The 22,859-nt window shown below is 63.1% G+C and carries 25 protein-coding genes; 15 read left to right on the top strand and 10 right to left on the bottom strand.

All coding sequences use genetic code 11. From position 1 onward, the window contains the following. Window positions 1–54 precede the first annotated feature (54 nt). Both ACSYDV_RS11365 and ACSYDV_RS11360 read left to right on the top strand, forming a co-directional pair. The gene (locus ACSYDV_RS11365; RefSeq protein WP_438323926.1) at window positions 55–1,494 is read left to right on the top strand and encodes an 8'-apo-carotenoid 13,14-cleaving dioxygenase; all 1,440 of its coding nucleotides are present in this window, start codon (window positions 55–57) and stop codon (window positions 1,492–1,494) included. A 193-nt stretch (window positions 1,495–1,687) separates the two neighbouring features. Next, window positions 1,688–2,710, top strand: a complete 1,023-nt coding sequence (locus tag ACSYDV_RS11360; RefSeq protein WP_438323925.1) for a hypothetical protein — start codon at window positions 1,688–1,690, stop codon at window positions 2,708–2,710. A gap of 106 nt (window positions 2,711–2,816) precedes the next feature. Here the strand turns inward: ACSYDV_RS11360 and rplL are convergent, their stop codons facing one another. Beyond that, window positions 2,817–3,188: a 50S ribosomal protein L7/L12 gene (rplL, locus tag ACSYDV_RS11355; protein ID WP_438323924.1), complete on the bottom strand. Its 372-nt coding sequence runs from the start codon at window positions 3,186–3,188 to the stop codon at window positions 2,817–2,819. A 59-nt stretch (window positions 3,189–3,247) separates the two neighbouring features. Beyond that, window positions 3,248–3,763, bottom strand: a complete 516-nt coding sequence (gene rplJ, locus ACSYDV_RS11350) for a 50S ribosomal protein L10 (RefSeq protein ID WP_438323923.1) — start codon at window positions 3,761–3,763, stop codon at window positions 3,248–3,250. 347 nt (window positions 3,764–4,110) lie between these two features. Here rplJ and ACSYDV_RS11345 point away from each other — a divergent pair, with 347 nt between their 5' ends. From ACSYDV_RS11345 to ACSYDV_RS11335, 3 genes are all read left to right on the top strand, one after another. Beyond that, window positions 4,111–4,554, top strand: coding sequence for an acetyltransferase (locus tag ACSYDV_RS11345; protein WP_438323922.1), 444 nt, complete (start codon window positions 4,111–4,113; stop codon window positions 4,552–4,554). Window positions 4,555–4,666: 112 nt separating this feature from the next. Then, window positions 4,667–5,269: a PadR family transcriptional regulator gene (locus tag ACSYDV_RS11340; protein WP_438323921.1), complete on the top strand. Its 603-nt coding sequence runs from the start codon at window positions 4,667–4,669 to the stop codon at window positions 5,267–5,269. 11 nt (window positions 5,270–5,280) lie between these two features. Beyond that, complete coding sequence (locus ACSYDV_RS11335; protein ID WP_438323920.1) at window positions 5,281–5,607, top strand: DUF2218 domain-containing protein; 327 nt, start codon at window positions 5,281–5,283, stop codon at window positions 5,605–5,607. Window positions 5,608–5,653: 46 nt separating this feature from the next. Here ACSYDV_RS11335 and ACSYDV_RS11330 read toward each other — a convergent pair whose 3' ends face one another. Further along, entirely contained in the window at window positions 5,654–7,051 is a 1,398-nt protein-coding gene (locus ACSYDV_RS11330; RefSeq protein WP_438323919.1) for an amino acid permease, read from the bottom strand. Between the two features lie 247 nt (window positions 7,052–7,298). Here ACSYDV_RS11330 and ACSYDV_RS11325 point away from each other — a divergent pair, with 247 nt between their 5' ends. Then, window positions 7,299–7,670, top strand: a complete 372-nt coding sequence (locus ACSYDV_RS11325) for a hypothetical protein (protein ID WP_438323918.1) — start codon at window positions 7,299–7,301, stop codon at window positions 7,668–7,670. A 209-nt stretch (window positions 7,671–7,879) separates the two neighbouring features. Here ACSYDV_RS11325 and ACSYDV_RS11320 read toward each other — a convergent pair whose 3' ends face one another. Then, window positions 7,880–8,167 (bottom strand): 4a-hydroxytetrahydrobiopterin dehydratase, encoded by a 288-nt coding sequence (locus tag ACSYDV_RS11320; RefSeq protein ID WP_438323917.1) that lies wholly within the window; start codon window positions 8,165–8,167, stop codon window positions 7,880–7,882. Window positions 8,168–8,219: 52 nt separating this feature from the next. On the opposite strand from ACSYDV_RS11320, the gene ACSYDV_RS11315 reads away from it, so the two are divergent. The 4 genes from ACSYDV_RS11315 to ACSYDV_RS11300 are packed head-to-tail and all read left to right on the top strand — an operon-like array spanning window position 8,220 to window position 10,325. Further along, window positions 8,220–8,660: a metallopeptidase family protein gene (locus tag ACSYDV_RS11315; protein ID WP_438323916.1), complete on the top strand. Its 441-nt coding sequence runs from the start codon at window positions 8,220–8,222 to the stop codon at window positions 8,658–8,660. 23 nt (window positions 8,661–8,683) lie between these two features. After that, a complete protein-coding gene (ccmA, locus tag ACSYDV_RS11310; protein ID WP_438324285.1) occupies window positions 8,684–9,268 on the top strand; it encodes a heme ABC exporter ATP-binding protein CcmA in 585 nt (194 codons plus the stop codon). Beyond that, window positions 9,265–9,912 carry a heme exporter protein CcmB gene (locus ACSYDV_RS11305; RefSeq protein ID WP_438323915.1) on the top strand — a complete coding sequence of 216 codons (648 nt, stop codon included), beginning with the start codon at window positions 9,265–9,267 and terminating at the stop codon, window positions 9,910–9,912. The genes ccmA and ACSYDV_RS11305 overlap by 4 nt, the downstream gene beginning before the upstream one ends. Continuing rightward, window positions 9,909–10,325 (top strand): VOC family protein, encoded by a 417-nt coding sequence (locus ACSYDV_RS11300; protein ID WP_438323914.1) that lies wholly within the window; start codon window positions 9,909–9,911, stop codon window positions 10,323–10,325. Before ACSYDV_RS11305 ends, ACSYDV_RS11300 begins: the two co-directional genes overlap by 4 nt. Before the next feature lie 89 nt (window positions 10,326–10,414). Here ACSYDV_RS11300 and ACSYDV_RS11295 read toward each other — a convergent pair whose 3' ends face one another. The 6 genes from ACSYDV_RS11295 to carA all read right to left on the bottom strand — a co-directional run bounded on the left by ACSYDV_RS11295 (window position 10,415) and on the right by carA (window position 16,957). Next, the gene (locus ACSYDV_RS11295) at window positions 10,415–11,050 is read right to left on the bottom strand and encodes a rhomboid family intramembrane serine protease (protein ID WP_438323913.1); all 636 of its coding nucleotides are present in this window, start codon (window positions 11,048–11,050) and stop codon (window positions 10,415–10,417) included. 19 nt (window positions 11,051–11,069) lie between these two features. Next, the gene (gene greA / locus ACSYDV_RS11290; protein ID WP_438323912.1) at window positions 11,070–11,546 is read right to left on the bottom strand and encodes a transcription elongation factor GreA; all 477 of its coding nucleotides are present in this window, start codon (window positions 11,544–11,546) and stop codon (window positions 11,070–11,072) included. Window positions 11,547–11,643: 97 nt separating this feature from the next. Then, entirely contained in the window at window positions 11,644–14,979 is a 3,336-nt protein-coding gene (gene carB, locus ACSYDV_RS11285; protein WP_438323911.1) for a carbamoyl-phosphate synthase large subunit, read from the bottom strand. Continuing rightward, entirely contained in the window at window positions 14,979–15,293 is a 315-nt protein-coding gene (locus tag ACSYDV_RS11280; RefSeq protein ID WP_438323910.1) for a hypothetical protein, read from the bottom strand. The genes carB and ACSYDV_RS11280 overlap by 1 nt, the downstream gene beginning before the upstream one ends. Window positions 15,294–15,332: 39 nt before the next feature. After that, a complete protein-coding gene (locus ACSYDV_RS11275; RefSeq protein ID WP_438323909.1) occupies window positions 15,333–15,785 on the bottom strand; it encodes a hypothetical protein in 453 nt (150 codons plus the stop codon). A 2-nt stretch (window positions 15,786–15,787) separates the two neighbouring features. Continuing rightward, on the bottom strand, window positions 15,788–16,957 hold the full coding sequence (carA, locus tag ACSYDV_RS11270) for a glutamine-hydrolyzing carbamoyl-phosphate synthase small subunit (protein WP_438323908.1): 1,170 nt from the start codon (window positions 16,955–16,957) through the stop codon (window positions 15,788–15,790). A 132-nt stretch (window positions 16,958–17,089) separates the two neighbouring features. Here carA and ACSYDV_RS11265 point away from each other — a divergent pair, with 132 nt between their 5' ends. The 5 genes from ACSYDV_RS11265 (at window position 17,090) to ACSYDV_RS11245 (ending at window position 22,669) form a co-directional block, all read left to right on the top strand. Beyond that, on the top strand, window positions 17,090–17,542 hold the full coding sequence (locus ACSYDV_RS11265) for a GatB/YqeY domain-containing protein (RefSeq protein WP_438323907.1): 453 nt from the start codon (window positions 17,090–17,092) through the stop codon (window positions 17,540–17,542). 65 nt (window positions 17,543–17,607) lie between these two features. Continuing rightward, window positions 17,608–18,000, top strand: a complete 393-nt coding sequence (locus ACSYDV_RS11260; RefSeq protein ID WP_438323906.1) for an endonuclease domain-containing protein — start codon at window positions 17,608–17,610, stop codon at window positions 17,998–18,000. Between the two features lie 64 nt (window positions 18,001–18,064). Then, a complete protein-coding gene (gene dnaG / locus ACSYDV_RS11255) occupies window positions 18,065–19,954 on the top strand; it encodes a DNA primase (RefSeq protein WP_438323905.1) in 1,890 nt (629 codons plus the stop codon). A gap of 33 nt (window positions 19,955–19,987) precedes the next feature. Next, complete coding sequence (gene rpoD / locus ACSYDV_RS11250) at window positions 19,988–22,012, top strand: RNA polymerase sigma factor RpoD (protein ID WP_438323904.1); 2,025 nt, start codon at window positions 19,988–19,990, stop codon at window positions 22,010–22,012. A 375-nt stretch (window positions 22,013–22,387) separates the two neighbouring features. Continuing rightward, window positions 22,388–22,669 (top strand): PspC domain-containing protein, encoded by a 282-nt coding sequence (locus tag ACSYDV_RS11245; protein ID WP_438323903.1) that lies wholly within the window; start codon window positions 22,388–22,390, stop codon window positions 22,667–22,669. The last annotated feature ends 190 nt before the right edge of the window (window positions 22,670–22,859 follow it).

The raw sequence follows: 22,859 nt of genomic DNA, 5'->3' as shown, positions 1-22,859 counted from the left end.
CAGCACAACCCGCGAAGCGGCCCGCCTGCAACCTTCCGCATAAGGAGCGTCCCCATGGCTAGCAATGTCGAAAACCTGATTCGCGGTGCGGTGACCAAAGGCATCGTCAAGGTCGCCGAGTTCAACCGCAAGCGGCTTCCCAGCCCGACCGACGCCCACCCCTTCCTCACCGGCATCCACGCGCCGATGATCGCAGAGTTAACACTGGAAACATTGCAGGTCGATGGCGAGATTCCGGCGGCGTTGACCGGGCGCTATTTGCGCAATGGCCCCAATCCTGCAGTCGCCCCCGACCCCGCCAGCTATCACTGGTTTACCGGCGCCGGCATGGTCCATGGCATCCGCATCGAGAATGGCAAGGCCGACTGGTATCGCAACCGCTGGGTGCGCGGCGCCGAAGCCTGTGCCGCGCTGGGCGAAGAATTGCCCCCTGGCCCCCGCGAAACCAGCGACGCGCCGAACACCAATGTCGTCGGCCTCGCAGGGCGCACCTTTGCCATCGTCGAAGCCGGCGGCAAGCCGGTCGAGCTTGGCTACCAGCTCGATACGATCGCGCATAATCCCTTCGACGGTACGCTCGCCGGTTCCTACACCGCGCACCCGCACCATGACCCCGTCACGGGCGAAACCCACGCCATCACCTATAAGGGCGATACGCCGAACAAGGTGTGGCACGTCGTCCTCGACAAACATGCCCATGTGATCCGCGAGGAAGCGGTGGCGGTCAGCGACGGCCCATCGATCCACGACTGCGCGATTACAGAGAATTACGCGCTGATATTCGACCTGCCCGTCACCTTCTCGATGAAGATGCTGATCAGCGGCTTTCGCTTCCCCTATGCGTGGAATGCGGCGCACGCCGCGCGCGTCGGCTTGCTTCCCCGGAACGGCAGCGGCAACAGCGTCATCTGGGTGCCGGTCGAACCCTGCTATGTCTTTCACCCCGCCAACGCCTATGAGACCGCCGACGGCAAGGTGATCGTCGATGTCGTCGCGCACGACACCATGTTCGCGCAATCGACGCGCGGGCCCGACAGCGAAAAATCGCGGATGGAGCGATGGACGATCGACCCGGTGGCGGGCACCACGCTCCGCACGATCATTCATGACCATGCACAGGAATTCCCACGCTACGACGAACGTCTGACCACGCGCCCCTATCGCTATATATATAGTGTCGCGATGCCCGACGGCGAAAGCATCGAGTGGGCCATGGCCGACACACGGCTGTTCCGCCACGACCTCGACGCGGGTACAACCGACATCCGTGATTTCGGCCCCGGCCGCCATCCCGGCGAATTCGTCTTCGTGCCGCGTAGCGCCGATGGCGCCGAAAATGACGGCTGGCTGATCGGGCTGGTCGTCGACATGAACGACCAGACGACCGATCTGGTCATTCTGAATGCCGACGATTTCACGGGCTCTCCTCAGGCAGTCATCCATCTGCCGCACCGGGTGCCGCCGGGCTTCCACGGCAATTGGATCGCCGACTGATCGCGGTCCCGGGATCGGCGCGGGGAGATATTCTCTCCCGCCGATCCCGGCACCTCGCCCGGGCGCAAAAGCGGTCGTTGTGCGCGACCAACCGGGACCGAATCTTCGCCCAGTCGCCGCACAGCCACGGCTCACCTTGAAAACAGACGCTTTTTGGCATCGCTTTGCAAGCGCGGCTCGTTTCCGTCTTACTATGACGAAAGCAATCCCCCTCTCCCGCCCCGCCACGAGCGCGATTGCCGCGTTCCTGGCCCTTTCCGCACCGCAGGCATTTGCACAGGCCACGCCCGCCGACGTTCCGACGATGGTATCGCCTGTTGCAGTGCCCGAGCCGAGTGCGCCCGCACCTGTTGCCGCGCCCCAAGCCGCACCTCAAGTCGCCGAGCCCCCGGCGCCCAAACCCGTCATTCGTGTCCCGATCGACCTGCCGGCCGAACCCGCCGAACCTGTAGCGAAGGCCGCCGAACGCCCGGCCGCGACCGCCAAGGCAGCACCGCCGCGCGCGGAACGTAGCGCAGCCAGCACGCGAAGCGCCGAGCCTGCTGCCGCTGCCGAACAGACAGTGGTTCCGGCCGCAGCCGCCTTGGCGAGCAACGGCGCGCTGCCCCTCGCCCCGACCGAAACGGCAGCACCGGTCGAACCCGCATCGACCACCGCCCCGCCTCCCGTTAGCGAGGCGCCCGCACAGGCAGCCGCACCGCGTGATGCCTTCCCTTGGGAACTTGCAGGCGGCGCGGCAGCCTTGTTATTGGTCGGCGGCGCAGGCCTCGCCTTCGCCCGCCGCCGCCGCGCAAACCATGACGCCGACGACGCCGCGATGAGCTTCGAAGAAATGGCAGCGGCCGAGGCGGTTCCCTATGATCGTCCGCGCACGGAAATCGCTCCGCAGCCCGCGATGCGCAGCACCCCGAGCTTTGCCGCCGCGCCGCACGGAAGCATGGGACGACATGAGGCGATGGCGCTTGCCGGGCCCACCCCCGAAAATCCGTTCGAAACGCTCAAGAAGCGACTGCAACGCGCGCGCTTCCTCGATCGCCAGGAACGTGTGCAATATGAAGCCACTCTTGGCGCGCAGAAGGATTTGCAGCGCAAGCCTGTCAGCGCGTGGGAAGTCGCCCAGCGCGAAATTTCGCCCCCGGCACAGCAGGAGGTGCGCCGTCCCGAACGCGGCAATGCGCGCCCCGGCACGCTGCGCCCGGGTCTCATCCGCCACTAAATCACCGCCCGTTCGCGGCACAAAAAAGGGCGGTGCCTCGCGGCACCGCCCTTTCTTTTTCGCTGGAACCCGGCCGGTTCGATCCGGCCGGAACCCGCAAACCGAATTACTTCAGTTCGACGGTCGCGCCGGCAGCGATCAGCTTTGCCTTCAGCTCTTCAGCTTCAGCCTTGCTGGCGCCTTCCTTGACGGCCTTCGGTGCGCCTTCGACCAGCGCCTTGGCTTCGCCCAGGCCCAGACCGGTGATCGCACGGACTTCCTTGATCACGTTGATCTTGTTGCCGCCGTCACCCGTCAGGATGACGTCAAATTCGGTCTGCTCTTCAGCAGCCGGGCCAGCAGCGGCAGCAGCCGGAGCAGCAGCAACAGCAGCAGCAGCCGAAACGCCCCACTTTTCTTCGAGCATCTTCGACAGGTCAGCTGCTTCGAGGACGGTCAGGGTCGACAGTTCTTCAACGATCTTTGCGAGATCAGCCATGATATTTCTCCATTAAAACCGGGACATGCCCGGTACCAGTTCAAGTTCGGTTCGAAAGTTTATGCAGCTTCTTTGGCGGCATATGCGCCAAAAACCCGCGCCAACTGACCAGCCGGGGCTGCGGCGATTTGCGCAACCTTGGTGGCCGGAGCCTGCACCAGACCAATGATCTTGGCGCGCAGCTCGTCGAGCGAGGGAAGCGAAGCCAGCGCCTTCACGCCATCCGCGTCGAGGACCACATCCCCCATGCCGCCACCAACGATTTCCAGTTTCGGGTTGGTCTTGGCAAATTCCACAGCGATCTTCGCAGCAGCCACCGGGTCGGCGGACGATGCAAGTGCGGTGGGACCGGTCAGCAGATCGCCGATACCGGTGTAGGACGTGCCGTCGAGCGCGATTTTGGCAAGACGGTTCTTCGTGACGCGAAAGTCGGCTCCTGCATCGCGCATCTGCTGACGCAGCACCGTCGACTGAGCGACGGTCATGCCAAGGTTGCGGACGACCACAACCGAAGCAGCTGACGACAGGGTAGCGTTCAGCGAGGATACGGCTTCGGCCTTTTCCGTACGATCCATGCCTATACTCCACTCTTCTGCCCGGAACCGCACACGCCGAAACGCACGCGCCGCCGGGCGGCTAAAAAACGCCGATACAGGCGCGAGCCAAGGCTCACCTGCATTTGCGTTGGCGATGTCCGAAGGGGTCGGTCAAGACGCGTCGCCTGATCAAACAGGCGGGCGACCGAAAAAGACTGTTCCCCGTCTCGGCTGGAAATTAAGAAGGGCATATTCCCTTCACCAACTGTCTCGGACGGAATTGCCACCGCCGGAGCGATGGCAACACGGCTGCGGCTAATAGCGGCGGCCGCAGCAGAGTCAAGTTGCGATGGCGCAGCGCAGCAACGTCGGTTAGCGTCGCGGCGATGATAGCAATCCGAACCTCCACCCCCGCCGACGGCGAGCGCGCGCTCCAGATCTGGCGTGACGCCGTCGACGCGACGCATGACTTTCTGACGCCCGAAGACCGGGTCGCGATCGAGCGCGAGGTCTCGGGCTTCCTCCCCGCCGCCCCGCTCTGGCTCGCGGTCGATGCGGACGACCGGCCGATCGGCTTCATGCTGCTCGATGGCGCGAGCATGGAGGCGCTGTTCATCGACCCGGCGCATCGTGGCGGAGGCGTCGGGCGCGCACTCGTCGCCCATGCGCTGGCGCTCCACCCTGCCCTCACGACCGAGGTCAACGAGCAGAACGCACAAGCAGTCGGCTTTTATGAGCGCATGGGCTTTGTCCCCACCGGGCGCTCGGAACGCGATGGTCAGGGACGCGCTTACCCGCTGATTCACTTGCGCTTCGACGCCCGGAACTGATCACACCCGAGGTCGCCCACATGGCAGGGATGCGAAATTTCGCATGAGACCCCTTGCACGTCCGCCATTAAGATATATCTTAGAGCTATCGAGAATCACTCTAAGGAACGATATGATGCATTTTTACGGAAAAATGAGCGGCCATGGCTGCAACAAGCGGCACGCGATGCACCGCGGCGGGCGCGGTCATGGCTTCGGCCACGGGCGCGGCTTTGGCGGGCGCCACCGCGATGACGACGAAGGACGCGGCCCGCGCCGCCGTATGTTCGACAGCGGCGAACTGCGGCTCGTGCTCCTGAAGCTGATCGCCGACGAACCGCGCCACGGCTATGATCTGATCCGCCAGATCGAGGAACTGACCGGCGGCGCCTATGCGCCGAGCCCCGGCGTCATCTATCCCACCCTCACCCTGCTGGATGACATGGGACAGATTGAGGCGCAGCAGAGCGATGGTGCGAAAAAGCTGTTCGCGATCACCGCCGATGGCCAGACCGAACTCGACGCCAGCAAGGGCATTGTCGACGCACTGATCGCCCGGCTCGCCGCGGTCGGTGCGGAACGGCAGCGGACCGATAGCGCATCGGTGCGCCGTGCGATGGGCAATTTGAAGCAGGTATTGCTTAACCGGCTCGGCCAGCGCGACCTCGACGACGCCACATTGCACGCCGTCGTCGCACTGATCGACGAGGCGGCGCAGAAGATCGAGCGACTGTAAGGAGGAACGGCATGACGATTTCAGCAACCGCAAGCGTGCCCACCGCGCACGCCAGCAAATATCTGCAGCAGCTGTGCAAACATTGGGAGCATAATCTGTCGGTGGAATTCACCGCGGCGCACGGCACCGTGACCTTCCCCAAGGACGCACGCGGCGCCGACTGGCCGGGCGACGCCCTCGTGACATTCGACGCCGGGGCCGATGCACTGGCTGTCCGCATCGACGCCAGCATCGAAGGGCAACTCGAAGCCTTGCAGGGCGCGGTGGCGCGTCACCTCGACCGCTTTGCTTTTCGCGAAGCGCCACTGCCATTCGGCTGGCGCGCGGTGGAGAAGTAGAAAAATAGCGGGGCGGCGCATGGCCGCCCCGCTATTCTGCGGTCAATCAGCCGACGATCGCCTTCTTCCTTGCATAAAGGAAATAGACCGCCAGCCCGCCGATATTCCACAGCAGGAACCAGAATTGCGTCTGCGCGGGCAGGCTGAAGAAGAGATAGATGCAGCCAAGCACCGCAATGGTGCCGATCACCCACGGCATTGGCGCGCGGAAGGTGCGCGGCGCGTCGGGCGCGCGGCGGCGCATGATCAACATGCAGATCGACACAGCGGTAAAGGCCGCGAGCGTCCCCGCATTGGCGAGCGCCGCCAACTCACCCAAGGGAATGAAACCCGCAAGCACGGCGACGACTAGCGCCGTAAAGATAGTGATGCGCACCGGTGTCCCGCGTGAAGACAGCTTGGCAAGGCTCGCGGGAAGCAACCCGTCACGCGCCATGGTGAAAAAGATGCGGCTCTGGCCATAGAAGAAAGCGAGGATGACCGTCGGCAGCGCGATGATCGCCGAAACGGCCAGATATTGCGCCGCGAGCGGGCTGCCCAACTCGCGCAGGATCAGCGCCAGCGGCTCGGGACTGTTGGCGAAACGGGTGTAGGCGATGGCGCCCACTGCGGCGACCGCGACGGCGATATAGATGAGCACGCAGGCTAGCATCGAACCGACGATCCCGATCTTCAAATCGCGGTCGGGATTTTTGGTTTCCTCGGCAGCAGTGGCAATCGCATCGAAACCATAGAAGGCGAAAAAGATGATCGCTGCCGCCGCCATAACGCCGCGCTCCACCCCGTCGGGTCCGACATGCTTGGAAAAGCCATAGGGGCTGAACGGTTCGAAATGGGCGGCGTCGAACGCCGGAAGCGCGACCGCGACGAACACGATGAGCGCGACAATTTTCACCAGCACGAGAACGGCATTGACCGTCGCGCTTTCGCGCGTGCCGACGAGCAACATACCCGCGACCACCGCAATAATGCCGATCGCAGGCAGATTGACGATACCGCCAAGCTCCGGCCCCTGCATCAGTGCCATCGGCACGCCCGCCCATGCCTGCAGCAAGGGCGCGGCATAGCCCGACCAGCCGACCGCAACCGCACTCACCACCAGCGAATATTCGAGGATCAGGCTCCACCCGACGACCCAGGCGATGATTTCCCCAATGACGACATAGCTGTACGTATAGGCGCTGCCCGAAGCCGGGATCATCGTCGCCATTTCGGCATAAGCCAGCGCCGCGCAGGCACAGATGAGACCCGCAATGCCGAAGGAGAGGATGACAGCAGGGCCCGCCTTGTCGGCGCCAACGCCGATCAGCGTCAGAATTCCGGTGCCGACGATTGCGCCGACTCCCAATGCGATAAGGTGCGGCCAACCCAGCGTCCGCGCCAGTCCGTGCCCGTCCTGCTGCTCCGGAACAATCGCTTTGCGGCGAAACAGGCTGGCATTCATATGGTAGGCTCCCCTTGTGCTTTGCGCCGCTTGTAAGGGGGTGGCCGCACAGCGCAAGCTGCGCGGCCGGATAAATGGAGCGGCAGCTTGGGGGTGGGGAAGCCGACAGTCTGTCCTCATGCTATGCAGACATGCCTGCAGACCAATAAAATCGAGCAGCTTCTTTGCTCCATTGCTTGCGCGCAGAACTTCTCGTTTACTATCCAATGCTATCTTTACTGAAAGCACAAACTTGAAGGGAAGTGATGTGGCGAACGAGCAGGAGTTTAGCGAGCGAGCCAAAGCTAGAATATTTGCAGACGATCCAAGCCGCCAGCCTGCTTTGGACGACGCGGCGGAATTCGCGAGGAATCTGAAGCAGCGCGGCGAAGCAGCAAGAGGTTTGAATAGAGACCTCCTGACTGACGTCCCATTGCTCTATGGATCGCCCGGTCCTTTGGAAGCCAATGGGGATCCCGGTATCGTTCTCGCACAAATCCACCGCGAAGAAATGGTTCGGAAAAACGGGGGTGGAATTTCAAGTTTCAGACCCGAAGTGCCTACCGCCCGGCTTCCCTTTGAACGCGCGACGACAGCGCTGGCGATGCTACTCGCGACAATCTATTTTTTGGCGCGTTAGACTAGGCATCGTCGTATTAGAGCTTTTGAATAATGCGCCGCTAGCAAGTGGCTGACCAATTACAATCCATGTCCGCAATTGGGTCGGTTTGCTGCCCTTGCCGTTCCCCGGCGAAAGCCACGGCCCAGTGAGCTTCAGCGCAGACGTCGGCTTCATGCCCGGCTTTCGCCGGGAAACGGCCAGCATCGGTCGCTAGCTGCCACTGACGGTCAGAGCAGCGCCTCGATCGCTTCGGCCAGCCTGGCATCGCGTTCCGACAATCCGTCCGCATCGTGGGTCGTCAACAGGATGTCGACGCGGTTGTAAACATTCGACCATTCGGGGTGATGGTCCATTTTTTCAGCGATAATCGCCACGCTCGCCATGAAGCCGAACGCCTGTGCGAAATCGGCGAATCTGAACTGCCGCGTGATCGCGTCGCGCACGGGTTCATGCGTCCAGTCGGGGAATCGGGCCAACAGCGCGGCGCGCGCCACATCGTCGAGTTTCTGGATCATATTCTCTTCTCCCGCTGGCCAATCCGGCCCGCCCGCCATAAGGGTGAGCGCGATGAGCGACAAGCCCACCCTGCCCCCGCTGACCCCCGACCTGCCCGGCGCCTGGACCGGCGGCCCGCCCGACGCCGACGCGCTGTTCGCGATGGCGGAGGCGGCGCTGGAAACTATGCCTGCGGAGTTTCTCCCGCATATTCAGGGCGTGGTGATCGCGGTCGAAGAATTCGCCGACGCCGAAACCCTCGCCTCGCTCGACATCGAACATCCTTACGATCTCACCGGCCTGTACGAAGGCCGCCCGCTGACCGAGCGCAGCATCGACCAGAGCGGCGGCATGCCCGACCGCGTCACCCTCTATCGCGTCCCCATCCTCGTCGAATGGATCGAGACCGGCGAGCCGCTCGGCGGGCTGGTGCGCCATGTCCTGATCCACGAGATCGGCCATCATTTCGGCTTTTCCGACGACGACATGCACGCGTTGGAAGATATGGCGTGAGCGCGCATCCGCGCGCAGGGGGCGTGACGACCCTGTTGCGGCTCGACCGGGTGGCCTGCATTCGCGGCGACCGGCTGCTGTTCGAAAATCTGTCGCTGACGCTGAGGCGCGGCGACGCACTGTGGCTGCGCGGCCCGAACGGCACCGGCAAGTCCAGCCTGATCCGCGTCGTCGCAGGGCTGCTTCGCGCGGCCGCCGGGACGGTCGAGCGCCACGAGCGCTGCGCGCTGATCGACGAAAATGCCGCGCTCGACACCGAATTGCCATTGCGCCGCGCACTCGATTTCTGGGCGCGGATCGACACTGTCGACGGTCATAGCGTCGATCGCGCCATCGCCGAAATGGCGCTGGCTCCACTCGCCGAGGTTCCCGTCGGGATGCTGTCAACCGGCCAGCGCAAGCGCGCCGCGATGGTACGCGTCATCGCATCGGCGGCGCCGATCTGGCTGCTCGACGAGCCGGCGAACGGCATGGACGATGCCGCGCAGGCGCGGCTGGTCGCCGCGATCGCAAAGCATCGCGCCAATGGCGGCGCGGTTTTGCTCGCATCGCATTTTCCGCTGGGGCTGGATGATCTGGACGAACTGGATCTGGGGGCGTTGGCATGACCGCACTGCTCGCCCTTTTCTGGCGCGACCTGCGCCGCGCATGGGGCAGCGGCGCGCTATGGCTGCCGGTGCTCTTTTTCCTGCTCGTCGCCACTGCCTTTCCCTTTGCTGTCGGCCCCGATGCGCCGTTGCTGGCACGAACCGGCGGCGGAATGATCTGGGTTGCAGCATTGCTCGCGGCGTTACTGCCCATCGACCGGCTGATACGACCCGACCGCGACACAGGGGTTCTCGACCAGCTCGCGGTACGCGGCATGCCCGACGAGGTGATCGCCGCAGTCAAAATCGCCGCGCACGCAATCGGCTTTGGTGTACCGCTACTGATCGCGCTACTTCCTGCGGCGGCATTGCTTGCGCAGGATATGGCTCGGGTGGAAACCCTCGCGGCCGGCCTCGCCATCTCTATCCCTGCCCTCGCCTCGCTCGCAATATTGAGTGCGGCACTGACCGCCAATCTCAAGGGCGGCAGCGCAATCGGCGGCCTGCTGATCCTGCCACTCGCGGTGCCAATGCTGATCTTCGGCGCCGGGATGCTCGACCCGTCGGGACGCGGGGCGATGAAACTGCTCGCCGCGACGAGCCTGTTGCTGACGGTGATCGGGCCATTTGCCGCGGGAGCGGCATTGCGGGGTTTGCGCGAGTGAGCGGCCCACGCCAGTCGCTCGCCCACATCGCGCTGGTCGTCCGCGATTATGACGAGGCGATCGACTTCTATGTCGGCACGCTCGGCTTCACCCTCGTCGCCGACGAATATCAGCCCGAACAGGAAAAACGCTGGGTGCTGGTCGCCTCGCCGGGCAACCCGACAGGTGGCGCCACCATCCTGCTCGCCCGCGCGAGCAGTGCCGAACAATCGAAGTTTATCGGCGATCAGGCGGGCGGCCGCGTCTTCCTCTTCCTGCAAACCGACGATTTCCAGCGCGACTATCAACGCCTGCTCGACAAGGGCGTGCGGATCGAGCGCGAACCGGTCGATGCCGATTATGGCACCGTCGCGGTGTTCCTTGATCTCTATGGCAACAAGTGGGATTTGATCGAGTTTCGCAAGTCAGGATGACGGTTAGCGGTCCTAAAAGCCCTTTCCCGACGGGAGAGAGGAATGACAGCTTCCCACCCCATGTCCGACATTGTCGCCGGATCCGGTAACTAGCGCGCTCCAAACCGCCAACGCAGCAACGGGCGCGCGAGCAACAGGCCAGCGACAAACCCGCCGACATGCGCCCAGATTGCGATCGCGCCGAAGCCACCGCCGCCGGCGAAACCGATCAACAGCTGGAGCCCGATCCACGCCGCCGCAAGCCACAGTGCACGGACCCAATGGCTTGGGATCGGCCCGATCGCGGGCGCCTGCGAACGGCTGAAGATCAAGGCGAACACCGCGATCAGCGCCGAAATCGCCCCGCTCGCGCCGACCATAACGATCGGCGATGCGGGATCGGCTGCCCATTGTGCAAATGCACCGGCATAGGCGCCGCCCACGAGCAACGCAGCCGTGGCGTTAGCGCCCAGCGGCGCTTCGAGCTGGCGCCCAATATAGAGCAGCACGACGAGGTTGAAGACGAGGTGCAGCACGCCGCCGTGCAAAAAGGCCGATGTCAGCGGGGTCAGGATGAACGGCACCATCGTTCCCGGCGGAGCGATCAGTTCGGCACCGAAGCGCGCGGGGATAAAGCCCGCGCGCACAAATGCCTCGCCTTGCAAGCCGGTGATCCACAGCAGCACGAAGACGACGACGCAGACCAGCGCGAAGCCCGTAACAATCGGTGCAGCGTTCCGGTTCATCGCGAGGCCCCCGCGATGCTCAGAGGAATTCGATTTTCGTCACCAGATAATATTTGTCGCCCGAGGGCACGGTGACTTCGATCTCGTCGTCGACGCGGCGGCCGATCAGCGCGCGGCCGAGCGGCGAATTATAGCTGATCTTGCCGTCCTTGGCATCGGCTTCGGCCTGACCGACGATCTGATAACGGATCGGCTTCTCGTCTTCGTCGGCGAGCGTGACCGTCGCGCCGAATACGATGCGGTCGCCCGACAGCGTCGTCGGGTCGATCACCTGGGCACGCGACAGCTTGTCTTCAATGTCGCCGATCGTCGCTTCGACCTGGCCCTGACGTTCTTTCGCCGCGTGATATTCGGCATTTTCCGAAAGGTCGCCATGCGCGCGCGCTTCCTCGATCGCATCGACGATCAGAGGGCGTTCGGCCTTGAGCGCGGAGAGCTGTGCACTCAGCTTCTCATAGCCTTCCGCCAGCATCGGCACCTTTTCAACGCTTGCCATTATCCTGTTGTCCTTCGTCAATAATTCGCCGCCAGCGAAGTTTCGCCGGGCGGCTATGCCGCTGTGTCCGTCAATGTCGGGGGGTGGAGCGGTATATTCAATAATAGTCCTGAAGCGGCTTCACTTCAAGAGAGCGTGCGCGCAACGCCCCGATCGCGTGGGTCGCGGCGTCGCTGCCCGCTGCGGTGGTATAATAGGCAATATCCGCCGCCAGCGCCGAAGCGCGGATCGATTGCGAGTCCTGCAGGCTCTGCCAACCCTCGGTGGTGTTGAAGATCAGCTGGACATCGCCATCCTTGATCCGGTCGACGATATGCGGCCGCCCTTCGGCTACCTTGTTCACCCGCTCGATCGCGATGCCCTGTTCGGTCAGATAGTCGGCGGTGCCTCCGGTCGCGACGACCTGCCACCCCCAGCCGGTCAGCTTGCGCACGGCATCGACGATGCGCGGCTTGTCGCTGTCCTTGACCGATACGAATACGCGGCCGTCGGTCGGCAGGCGATCGCCCGCGCCGAGCTGTGCCTTGGCAAAGGCCAGATTGAAATCGCTATCGATTCCCATGACTTCGCCGGTGGATTTCATTTCGGGGCTGAGGACCGGATCGGTTCCGGGGAAGCGCGCGAAGGGGAAGACCGCTTCCTTCACCGCGACATGCTGGATGTCGCGGTTGATCTTCGGCAGGTCGGCCAGCTTCTCGCCCGCCATCACTCGCGCTGCGATCTTGGCGATCGGCGAACCGACCGCTTTCGCGACGAAGGGCACGGTACGGCTGGCGCGCGGATTGACCTCGATCAGATAGACTTCGTCGCCCTTGACCGCGAACTGGATGTTCATCAGCCCCAGCACACCCAGCGCGCGAGCGAGGGCTTCGGTCTGACGCTCGATTTCGGCGATGATGTCGGCCGACAGGCTGTACGGCGGGATCGAGCAGGCGCTGTCGCCCGAATGGACCCCCGCTTCCTCGATATGCTGGAGGACGCCCGCGACGACCACATCGGTCCCGTCGCACAAAGCGTCGACATCGACCTCGATCGCATCGCGCAAATAGCGGTCGATCAGCACCGGCGAGTCTCCCGACACCTGCACTGCGGTCTCGATATAATTTTCGAGCTGCGCCTGATCGTCGACGATCTCCATCGCACGGCCGCCCAGTACATAGGAGGGACGCGTCAGCACCGGATAACCGATGCGTGTCGCAACCGCGATCGCTTCCTCGCGGCTACGCGCGATACCGTTTTCGGGCTGCTTGAGGCCAAGCTTGTTGACCAGCGCAGCGAAACGCTCCCGATCTTCGGCGAGGTCGATCGCGTCAGGCGAGGTGCCGAGGATCGGGATGCCCGCCTCTTCAAGAGCCTGCGCCAGCTTGAGCGGGGTCTGCCCGCCAAACTGGACGATCACACCGGCCAGCGTGCCCTTCGACTGCTCGACGTGCAGGATTTCCAGCACATCCTCGGCGGTCAGCGGCTCGAAATAGAGCCGGTCCGACGTATCATAGTCAGTCGACACCGTTTCGGGGTTGCAGTTGATCATGATCGTCTCGAACCCGGCTTCCTCGAGCGCGAAGCACGCGTGGCAGCAGCAATAGTCGAACTCGATCCCCTGCCCGATCCGGTTCGGACCGCCGCCCAGAATGACAACCTTCTTGCACTCCGACGGGTTCGCCTCGCACTCGGGTTCGCCGAAGGTCGGGGCTTCATAGGTCGAATAGAGATAGGGCGTCTTCGCCGCAAATTCAGCGGCGCAGGTGTCGATCGTCTTGAACACGGGACGCACGCCCAGCTTGTGGCGCAGCGCGCGCACCTCGGCCTCGGTCACGCCGCCGGTCATCGCCTTCACCGCTTCGTGGATCAGCCCGCTGCCGCGCGCGGCCGCCGACTTCGCCCCGGGGCGCAAATTCGCCGACTGCAGCGCCAGATAGGCAAGCCTTTTGTCCGAAAAGCCCATCGACTTGAGCTTGCGCAACCCTGCCGCATCGCGCGGCAAGCCATTTTCCATGACCTCGTTCTCGGCCGCGACAATCTCTGCGATCCGCTCGAGGAACCACATGTCGTAACCCGCAATGCGGTTGATCTCCGCCAGCGACACGCCTTCGCGGATCGCCTGCGCGGCGTTGAGCAACCGGTCAGGGGTGCGCTGCGCCAGTTCGCTCTTGATCTGATCATGGCTCGCGCCGACGAGGCGATCGACGAAGTTGAAGCCCGACAGCCCCGTCTCCAGCCCGCGCAGCGCCTTTTGCATCGATTCATGGATCGTGCGGCCGATCGCCATCACTTCGCCGACCGACTTCATCGCGGTCGACAGCGTCGCCTCGGCGCCCTTGAATTTTTCAAAGGCAAAGCGCGGGATTTTGGTGACGACGTAGTCAATCGTCGGTTCGAAGGACGCCGGGGTCACCCCGGTGATGTCGTTCATGATCTCGTCGAGCGTGTAACCCACCGCCAGCTTCGCCGCGACCTTGGCGATCGGGAAGCCCGTCGCCTTCGACGCAAGCGCCGACGAGCGCGACACGCGCGGGTTCATTTCGATCACGATCAGGCGGCCGTCGGCGGGATTGACCGCGAACTGGACGTTCGATCCGCCGGTTTCGACCCCGATCTCGCGCAGCACCGCGATGCTCGCGTTGCGCATGATCTGATATTCCTTGTCGGTCAGCGTCAGCGCGGGGGCGACGGTGATGCTGTCGCCGGTATGCACGCCCATCGGATCGACATTTTCGATCGAACAGATGATGATGCAATTGTCCTTGCGGTCGCGCACGACCTCCATCTCATATTCTTTCCAGCCGAGGAGCGATTCCTCGATCAGGACTTCGGTGGTCGGCGAGGCGATCAGGCCGCCGCGGACGATATGCTCGAACTCCTCGCGGTTATACGCGATGCCGCCGCCGGTGCCGCCCATGGTGAAGCTGGGACGGATGATCGAGGGAAGCCCGGTGCGTTCGAGCACCGCAAACGCCTCATCGAGCGTGTGCGCGATGCCGCTGCGCGCGCTTTCGAGGCCGATCTTGTCCATCGCGTCGCGGAACTTGATCCGGTCCTCGGCCTTGTCGATCGCTTCCGCATCGGCGCCGATCATCTCTACGCCATATCTGGTCAGCGTGCCGTCTTCCCACAGCGCGAGCGCGGTGTTGAGCGCGGTCTGCCCGCCCATCGTCGGCAGCACGGCCCAGCCGCCCGGGTGCGCGGCGGTTTCCTTCGCGATGATCTTCGCCACAATCTCGGGCGTGATCGGCTCGACATAGGTCGCGTCGGCCAGCTCGGGATCGGTCATGATCGTCGCGGGGTTGGAGTTGACAAGGACGATGCGATAGCCCTCCTCCTTCAACGCCTTGATCGCCTGCGTTCCCGAATAGTCGAACTCGCACGCCTGACCGATAACGATCGGGCCGGCGCCGATGACGAGGATGGATTTGATGTCAGTTCTTTTGGGCATTATTTCTGATCTTCTCTTGGGTGCATCTCGTTTACGACGAAGCCGAGTTTGATGTGATCCGCGAATTCAGGCATCTTCAGCTCTCGAAACACGCAGTCTAACGTTTCGTATTTTGCATCCGGTTCGGGAACCACGGCGACCAGATTATCGCCGTCGATTTTCAAAGTACCCAGCTTTGCTCCGCACTGTGTTTCCACACGCACTAGCCCCGCCTTCAGCTTTTCCGCTTCGGAATCTATCGGGCTTGCTACGCACCCCGCGAGCATCAGCGCAGGCAGGATTGCCGGACCGGCGCGGGCGATCACCTCAACCATGGCCAACTCATTACGTCAGACCGGCCGTTGCAGGACGGTCTAGCATTTGCCGCCCAGCTCGACGAAATCTTCCGGAGGAGAATCGTCCATCGCGTCAATCTGCTCATCAATCGTGGAGTATCGATTTTCCAGCGGGATATATCCGATCCGCATGCCGTTCGTATTCTTGAGTTGCTTGATGAACCGCAATAATCCCGACATGTCGCGTATATCGACCGCACGGAGATAAAAGGCATTGGTTTCACCATCGCCCTTCATCAACGCTCCCGGATAACCATAGGCCTCCGCGGCCGGCTTGGCCACTTGCAGCACATCGGGGTCGCTGTAGTTTCGGAACCAGACATTGGTCAGATAGACCTGCTTGCAGTTAAACGATGTCGTCAGGGCCGTGGCGTTATCGGGCACGAAGCTCTTGAGCCGTTCCTGCGCGGCCGCCGGCGAAGCAAAGGCGATCGCCGACGCCAATAAGCCGAATGCAATCTTCCTTTTCATAATCATTCCCTCCCCGAAATGCCCCCAACGAATTTTTCGAACAGGTAAAAACTATCCTGCGGCCCCGGGCTCGCCTCCGGGTGATATTGCACGCTGAACGCGTTCTTGCCGGTGATCGCGATGCCGCAGTTCGATCCGTCGAACAGGCTCTTGTGCGTTTCGACCACGCCAACGGGCAACGTCGAGGCGTCGACCGCGAAGCCGTGGTTCATACTGGTGATCTCGACGACGCCATCTTCGGCGCGCTGCACCGGATGGTTCGCGCCGCGGTGGCCCTGATGCATCTTCACCGTCTTGGCGCCCGCCGCGATGCCGAGCATCTGATGGCCAAGGCAGATGCCGAAGATCGGCACGTCGCGTTCCAGCAGCCCCTGGATCACCGGCACAGCATAAGCGCCCGTCGCCGCAGGATCGCCGGGGCCGTTCGACAGGAATACGCCCGCGGGCTGATGGCTCAGCACCTCATCGAGGGTCACGGTCGCCGGAACCACCGTCACGCGCGCGCCGGCTGCGACGAGGTTGCGGAAGATATTGTCCTTCGCGCCATAATCGATCGCGACGACATGCGGCCGCTCACCGTCCTCTTCGGTCGCATAGCCGTGCCCCAGCGTCCACGCGCCGCCGGTCCAGTCGCCGGTGTCGGTGCGGCTGACCGCTTTCGCAAGGTCCATACCCTCAAGGCCCGCCCAGCCACGCGCCATCGCGAGCAGTTCGTCCACGTCGAACTTGCCGTCGGGGCTGTGCGCGATGACGCCATTGGGCGCGCCCGCATCGCGGATACGGCGGGTCAGCGCGCGGGTGTCGATGCCGGCAAGCCCGATCACCCCCTGCTCGGCCATCCATTCGGGCAAGGTCTGGGTGCTGCGAAAATTGCTGGGCTGCGTCGGCAGCTCGCGCGTGATGGCACCCAGTGCGCCATGCACACCGCGCTCCATATCCTCGGGATTCGCACCGACATTGCCGATGTGCGGAAAGGTGAAGGTGACGATCTGCCCGGCATAGCTCGGGTCGGTCAGGATTTCCTGATAGCCGGTCATAGACGTGTTGAAACAAATCTCGCCGACGCGGGCGCCAGCGGCGCCATAGCCCTGCCCCCACAGGACAGTGCCGTCGGCAAGGACGAGGACGCCGGTCGCTCCAGCGGGCGCGGCAGAGGGGTTGGCTGGTGCCATTCAAAAATGCTCCGGTCGGGGGGCTAAACGGCCGACCAAGTAGGCGTCAAAAAAATGATTCACAAGCTATCGGATTGGGAAACTTGTCGCTAGAGAGGGCCTTTCCGAAATTTGCAGCATATGGGAACACGCATGATTCGTGACGACATCAAGGCTGCGCAGGTTGCCGCCATGAAAGCGGGCGACAAGGCGCGGCTCGGCACCATCCGGCTGATGCTGGCCAAGATCAAGGACAAGGACATCGAACTGCGCACCGGCACCGCGCCGGCCGACGACGATGTGCTGGTCACCGACGTGCTTCAGAAAATGGTGAAGCAGCGCCGCGAATCGATCGCCATGTACGAACAGGGCGGCCGCCAGGAACTCGCCGATATCGAGGCGGGCGAAGTCGCAGTGATCGAAGATTTCCTGCCCGCTCAGCTTAGCGACGACGAAGCGCAGACGGCGATCAAGGCGATCGCGACCGAACTCGGCGCGACGAGCCTCAAGGATATGGGCAAGGTCATGGCCGCCGTGAAGGACCGCCACGGGTCCGAGCTGGACATGAGCAAGGCGAGCGGCTGGGTGAAGGCGGCTTTGAGCTGAAACACGCCCTCCCCTAGCCCCTCCCGCTTGCGGGAGGGGTTGGGGGTGGGCATATCGGACACGCCATGCCCGGACAGTTTCAACCTCGTCACACGCAGCGCGCAAAAGAGTTGCGAAACGAGGCGACGCCGGCCGAACGCAATCTCTGGAAATATCTTAGCGGACGCAAGCTGGCCGGATGGAAATTCAGCCGCCAGATGCCGGTCGGCCGCTATTTCGCCGACTTCCTTTGCCGTGAAGCGCATCTGGTCGTCGAACTTGATGGATATTCGCACGATATGCGTCAGGCCCATGACAATCAACGCGATCATTGGCTTGCCCAAAACGGCTATCGCCACCTGCGCTTTACCAACAGCGATGCCATGGAGAATATCGAAGGCGTTGTGAGCGAGATCGCCAAGGCGCTTGCCCATCTGCCCACCCCTAGCCCCTCCCGCAAGCGGGAGGGGGACAAGTGACACCGCACGGATTTCTTCTCCCCTCCCGCTTGCGGGAGGGGGCGGGGGTGGGCATGGCACAAGCATGACCCTCACCCCGCAATGGCTGGACGAACTGCGCTCGCGCGTCACCCTATCGACCCTAATCGGCCGCACGGTGAAGGTCACCCGCGCCGGCCGCGAGTATAAGGCCTGCTGCCCCTTCCATAACGAAAAGACGCCCAGCTTCACGATCAACGACGAGAAGGGCTTCTACCACTGCTTCGGCTGCTCGGCGCATGGCGATGCGATCCGCTGGATGACCGACCAGCGCGGGCTGTCGTTCATGGATGCGGTGAAGGAGCTCGCCGGGGAAGCCGGGATGGAAGTTCCCGCCGCCGATCCGCGCGCCGCAAAAAAGGCCGAGGAGGCGGCGAGCCTCCGCGATGTCGTTCAGGGTGCGGCCGACTGGTTCACCCAGCAACTCGGCAGCAGCAACGGCGCCCCCGCACGCGAATATCTCACGAAGCGCGGAATTTCCGATACGACACGCAAGGCTTTCGGCTTCGGCCTCGCCCCCGACAGCCGCAGCGCGCTGAAGGAAGCGCTCAAGAAATTCCCGACCGCCATGCTCGTCGAGTCCGGCATGCTGATCGCGGTCGAGAACAAGGAACCCTACGACCGCTTTCGCGGCCGCCTGATGATCCCGATCCGCGACGCGCGCGGGCGCGTTATCGCGTTCGGGGGACGCATCCTCGGCGACGGTGAGCCCAAATATCTGAACTCGCCGGACACGCCTTTGTTCGACAAAGGCCGCGTTCTCTATAATCTCGACAAGGCTTCGCCCGCATCGCGGCAGACGAACCGGATCATCGTCGTCGAGGGCTATATGGACGTCATCGCGCTCGCCGAGGCGGGGATCGCCGACGCGGTCGCGCCGCTCGGCACCGCGCTGACCGAGGCGCAGCTCGGGCTGATCTGGCGGATGGTGCCGGTGCCCGTCCTCTGCTTCGACGGCGACGCGGCGGGACAGAAGGCGGCGATGCGCGCCGCGATGCGTGCACTGCCCCTGCTCCGCCCCGGTTTCAGCCTCGCCTTTGCCACCCTGCCCCCGGGACAGGACCCCGACGATATCGTCCGCACGCACGGCGCCGATGGCTTCACCATGCTGCTCGAAGAGTCGCAGCCGCTCGTCGAACGCCTGTGGGCGCATGAGGTCGCGGCAGGACCGCTTGCCACGCCCGAGGAACGCGCCGCACTCAAGACCCGGCTGCTCGGTCACGCCGACGCGATCGAGGATGCCGATGTGCGCCACCATTATCGCGAGGCATTTCGCGAACGAATCGACGCCTTGTTTGCGCGCAAACAGCCCGAGCGCACCCAGCGCCAGCCGTGGACACCGAACCCGCCGCGCGGGGGCGGCGGCAATCGCCGCTTTGGCCCCGACCCGCGCCTGCAACCTCCCGCCGACGAAACGCGTACCATCGGGCAAGAAGGAATTGCGGCGCCCTATGCGGCGGCCCTGCTCGGCGGATTGTTGCGCTTTCCCGAGGCGTTACGCCGCAATGAAGAGGTACTGACGCGATTGCCGGTGCCCGATTCCAGCGACGCCGAACTGCTGGGCATAATGCTTGACATCGCAATGCGTCAGGAAGGGCTTGATTGCGAGGGGTTGCTTGCCATATTGGAGCCAATGAAAGTGTATAATAGGGCGATGACATTGCTCAGAGCCGACGGAATGCACTTCTCGTTCAATCGCAGGCTGGAAAGCAGTGACGAGGTCGTGGCGGCGCGGGAAACGGCGCTTCGCGATCTGGATGAATATATCGGCGTGCTGGTCACCCAGCCCGAAATCCGCGCCCGGCTGGCCGAAGCCACCGCGGACTTTCAGCGCACGATGGATGACGAAGGCCTGGCGCGACAGCAAAAACTGCGCGCGATGGACGAGGATTTGACCCGCCGCCTGGCCGCGCTGTCCGACAGCAGCCAGAGCTGACCCACTCTACGCCCCGAGGCAGGAATTTTACGAATGGCAAGCAAGCAAGAAGCCGATACCGACGTCGATGTCGATGCCGACGCACCGCTGATCGACCTCAACGAAGCCGACGTCAAAAAGCTGATCGCGCGCGGCAAGAAGCGCGGCTACCTGACCTATGACGAGCTGAACGAAGCGCTGCCGCAGGACCAGATGTCGTCCGAGCAGATCGAAGACATCATGTCGGCGATCTCCGACATGGGCATCAACATCGTCGAAAGCGACGAGGATGTGCAGGAAGAGGCCGACGCCGAAACCGACGACGAAGTCGATGTCAGCGCCGGCACGGGTTCGGTGTCGAACCCCGCGATCGAAAAGAAAAAGGAAGTCGTCGACCGCACCGACGACCCCGTGCGCATGTACCTGCGCGAAATGGGCGCGGTCGAACTGCTCAGCCGCGAAGGCGAAATCGCGATCGCAAAGCGCATCGAGGCCGGCCGCGACACGATGATCCTTGGTCTGTGCGAAAGCCCCCTGACCTTCAACGCGATCATCGATTGGTCGAACGCGCTGAACAATGGCGAGATGCAGCTGCGCGAGATCGTCGATCTCGAAGCGATGCTCGTCAAGGATCCGGCGCCCGAAAGCCTCGAGGCCGCCGAAGAAGATAATGGCGAGATCAGCGAAAAGACCGCCGGCGTCTCGTTCAAGGACGAGGATGAAGTCGAGGACGAACCCGAAGCCGATAGCGACGACGAAGACGGCGAAGGCGCAAAGAAGCGCGAGAATTTCGAAGAGGAAGAAGAAGACAACACCCTGAGCCTCGCGGCGATGGAAGAGTTGCTCAAGCCCGACGCGCTCGAGAAATTCGCCGCCATCACCAAGAGCTTCAAGGCGTTTTCGAAACTTCAGGACACGCGCCTCGAAGCGCTGTCGTCGGGCGAGGAATTCCCCGCCGCGTCGGAAAAGAAGTATCACAAGCTGCGCGAGGAACTCACCGCGCAGGTCGAGAGCGTGCAGTTCCACGGCACCAAGATCGAATATCTGGTCGATCAGCTCTACAGCTACAACCGCCGCCTGACCGCGCTCGGCGGCCAGATGCTGCGCCTGGCTGAGCGCCACAAGGTGCCGCGCAAGTCGTTCCTCGACAATTATGTCGGGCGCGAGCTTGAAGAAAACTGGATCGACAGCGTCAAGACGATCGACAAGAAATGGGCCGCCTTCGCCGAGAATGAAGCCGCCGCCGTCGACCGCATCCGCGTCGAGATTTCGGAAATCGCGCAAGCTGCGGGCATGAGCCTGACCGAATTCCGCCGGGTCGTGAACATGGTCCAGAAGGGCGAGCGCGAAGCACGTATCGCCAAGAAGGAAATGGTCGAGGCGAACCTGCGTCTCGTGATCTCGATCGCCAAGAAATACACCAACCGCGGCCTGCAGTTCCTCGACCTCATTCAGGAAGGCAATATCGGCCTGATGAAGGCGGTCGATAAGTTCGAATATCGCCGTGGCTATAAATTCTCGACCTATGCGACCTGGTGGATCCGTCAGGCGATCACCCGCTCGATCGCCGATCAGGCGCGCACCATCCGTATTCCGGTGCACATGATCGAGACGATCAACAAGCTGGTCCGCTGCAGCCGGCAGTTCCTCCACGAAAGCGGCCGCGAGCCGACGCCGGAGGAAATGGCCGAGCGTCTGTCGATGCCGCTCGAAAAGGTCCGCAAGGTGATGAAGATCGCCAAGGAGCCGATCAGCCTCGAGACGCCGATCGGCGACGAGGAAGACAGCCACCTCGGCGATTTCATCGAGGACAAGAATGCGGTTATCCCGGTCGATGCCGCCGTGCAGTCGAACCTCAAGGAAACGGTCACCCGCGTCCTCGCGTCGCTGACCCCGCGCGAAGAGCGCGTGCTGCGCATGCGCTTCGGCATCGGGATGAACACCGACCACACCCTTGAAGAGGTGGGCCAGCAGTTCAGCGTGACCCGCGAACGTATTCGCCAGATCGAGGCGAAGGCGCTCCGCAAGCTGAAGCACCCGTCGCGCAGCCGCAAGATGCGCAGCTTCCTCGACCAGTAAGCTTTCGGACCTTTCCGGATATCAAACACCCTGCCCTCACCGGCGGGGTGTTTTGTTTTGCGCGCAACCGCAAACTGTTGCCGAAATGCTGCACTGCACAATATTTTGCACGGCCATCTTTAAATCTTCATATATTCTCACCAGATAGCGGCTCGTCAGACGAAGGCGGCGCTTCATCACCGGTTCAGGCGCCACCCATCAAATGGCAATCAATCCCACATGATGGGAAACGATCCACAGCCCGGGGCAGGCGGTGGCGATCGACTGACCCAAAAAAGCCCGGGAAATTGGGGACTGCAGAAATTGGCACGGCCTTTGCGATGCATGCCGCATCAGCACGGGCACATGTCCGCAGCCAAAGGGAAAGACGAGACAATGGATAATGACACCACCAACCTCTTCCGCCGCCGCGATACCTTCTTTGGCATTTGCGAGGCCGTGGGCCAGGATTTCGGTTTCAACCCGCTGTGGCTCCGCCTCGCGCTGATTGCACCGCTCTTCTTCTTTCCGGCGCAGACCTTCGCCGCCTATTTCGGCCTCGGCGCCATCGTGCTGGCATCGCGCCTGCTCTTCCCCGCCCCGGTGGCCGTCCCCTCCGTCCCGGCGGCGGCCGAACCTGCCGCGCAACCGGCCGAGGAGTTCGCACTCGCGGCTTGAACGGGAAAGGAGTGAGCCGGGCTCTCCCCCGGCCCACCCCTCTCCCCATAATGTCCGCTGATGCCATCAAACGGCCGGCAAGCTCACGGGCTTGCCGGCCGTTTTGCGTTATCGTCCCGCGCTGAAACAACGGTTCGTCGATTCCTCCGCCCCGTATAAACCCGTCGTTTACGACGTTGCTCTATGACCG

Source organism: Sphingopyxis selenitireducens (assembly GCF_051550705.1).
GTDB lineage: Bacteria > Pseudomonadota > Alphaproteobacteria > Sphingomonadales > Sphingomonadaceae > Sphingopyxis.
This window is presented reverse-complemented; position numbering and strand designations above follow the sequence as displayed.

Excerpts from the sequence above, each read along its gene's own strand:
- ACSYDV_RS11365 (WP_438323926.1), top strand. The coding sequence starts at position 55 with ATGGCTAGCAATGTCGAAAACCTGATTCGCGGTGCGGTGACCAAAGGC.
- ACSYDV_RS11360 (WP_438323925.1), top strand. The coding sequence starts at position 1,688 with ATGACGAAAGCAATCCCCCTCTCCCGCCCCGCCACGAGCGCGATTGCC.
- rplL (WP_438323924.1), bottom strand. The coding sequence starts at position 3,188 with ATGGCTGATCTCGCAAAGATCGTTGAAGAACTGTCGACCCTGACCGTC.
- rplJ (WP_438323923.1), bottom strand. The coding sequence starts at position 3,763 with ATGGATCGTACGGAAAAGGCCGAAGCCGTATCCTCGCTGAACGCTACC.
- ACSYDV_RS11345 (WP_438323922.1), top strand. The coding sequence starts at position 4,111 with ATGATAGCAATCCGAACCTCCACCCCCGCCGACGGCGAGCGCGCGCTC.
- ACSYDV_RS11340 (WP_438323921.1), top strand. The coding sequence starts at position 4,667 with ATGATGCATTTTTACGGAAAAATGAGCGGCCATGGCTGCAACAAGCGG.
- ACSYDV_RS11335 (WP_438323920.1), top strand. The coding sequence starts at position 5,281 with ATGACGATTTCAGCAACCGCAAGCGTGCCCACCGCGCACGCCAGCAAA.
- ACSYDV_RS11330 (WP_438323919.1), bottom strand. The coding sequence starts at position 7,051 with ATGAATGCCAGCCTGTTTCGCCGCAAAGCGATTGTTCCGGAGCAGCAG.
- ACSYDV_RS11320 (WP_438323917.1), bottom strand. The coding sequence starts at position 8,167 with ATGATCCAGAAACTCGACGATGTGGCGCGCGCCGCGCTGTTGGCCCGA.
- ACSYDV_RS11315 (WP_438323916.1), top strand. The coding sequence starts at position 8,220 with ATGAGCGACAAGCCCACCCTGCCCCCGCTGACCCCCGACCTGCCCGGC.
- ACSYDV_RS11305 (WP_438323915.1), top strand. The coding sequence starts at position 9,265 with ATGACCGCACTGCTCGCCCTTTTCTGGCGCGACCTGCGCCGCGCATGG.
- ACSYDV_RS11295 (WP_438323913.1), bottom strand. The coding sequence starts at position 11,050 with ATGAACCGGAACGCTGCACCGATTGTTACGGGCTTCGCGCTGGTCTGC.
- greA (WP_438323912.1), bottom strand. The coding sequence starts at position 11,546 with ATGGCAAGCGTTGAAAAGGTGCCGATGCTGGCGGAAGGCTATGAGAAG.
- carB (WP_438323911.1), bottom strand. The coding sequence starts at position 14,979 with ATGCCCAAAAGAACTGACATCAAATCCATCCTCGTCATCGGCGCCGGC.
- ACSYDV_RS11280 (WP_438323910.1), bottom strand. The coding sequence starts at position 15,293 with ATGGTTGAGGTGATCGCCCGCGCCGGTCCGGCAATCCTGCCTGCGCTG.
- ACSYDV_RS11275 (WP_438323909.1), bottom strand. The coding sequence starts at position 15,785 with ATGAAAAGGAAGATTGCATTCGGCTTATTGGCGTCGGCGATCGCCTTT.
- carA (WP_438323908.1), bottom strand. The coding sequence starts at position 16,957 with ATGGCACCAGCCAACCCCTCTGCCGCGCCCGCTGGAGCGACCGGCGTC.
- ACSYDV_RS11265 (WP_438323907.1), top strand. The coding sequence starts at position 17,090 with ATGATTCGTGACGACATCAAGGCTGCGCAGGTTGCCGCCATGAAAGCG.
- ACSYDV_RS11260 (WP_438323906.1), top strand. The coding sequence starts at position 17,608 with ATGCCCGGACAGTTTCAACCTCGTCACACGCAGCGCGCAAAAGAGTTG.
- dnaG (WP_438323905.1), top strand. The coding sequence starts at position 18,065 with ATGACCCTCACCCCGCAATGGCTGGACGAACTGCGCTCGCGCGTCACC.
- rpoD (WP_438323904.1), top strand. The coding sequence starts at position 19,988 with ATGGCAAGCAAGCAAGAAGCCGATACCGACGTCGATGTCGATGCCGAC.
- ACSYDV_RS11245 (WP_438323903.1), top strand. The coding sequence starts at position 22,388 with ATGGATAATGACACCACCAACCTCTTCCGCCGCCGCGATACCTTCTTT.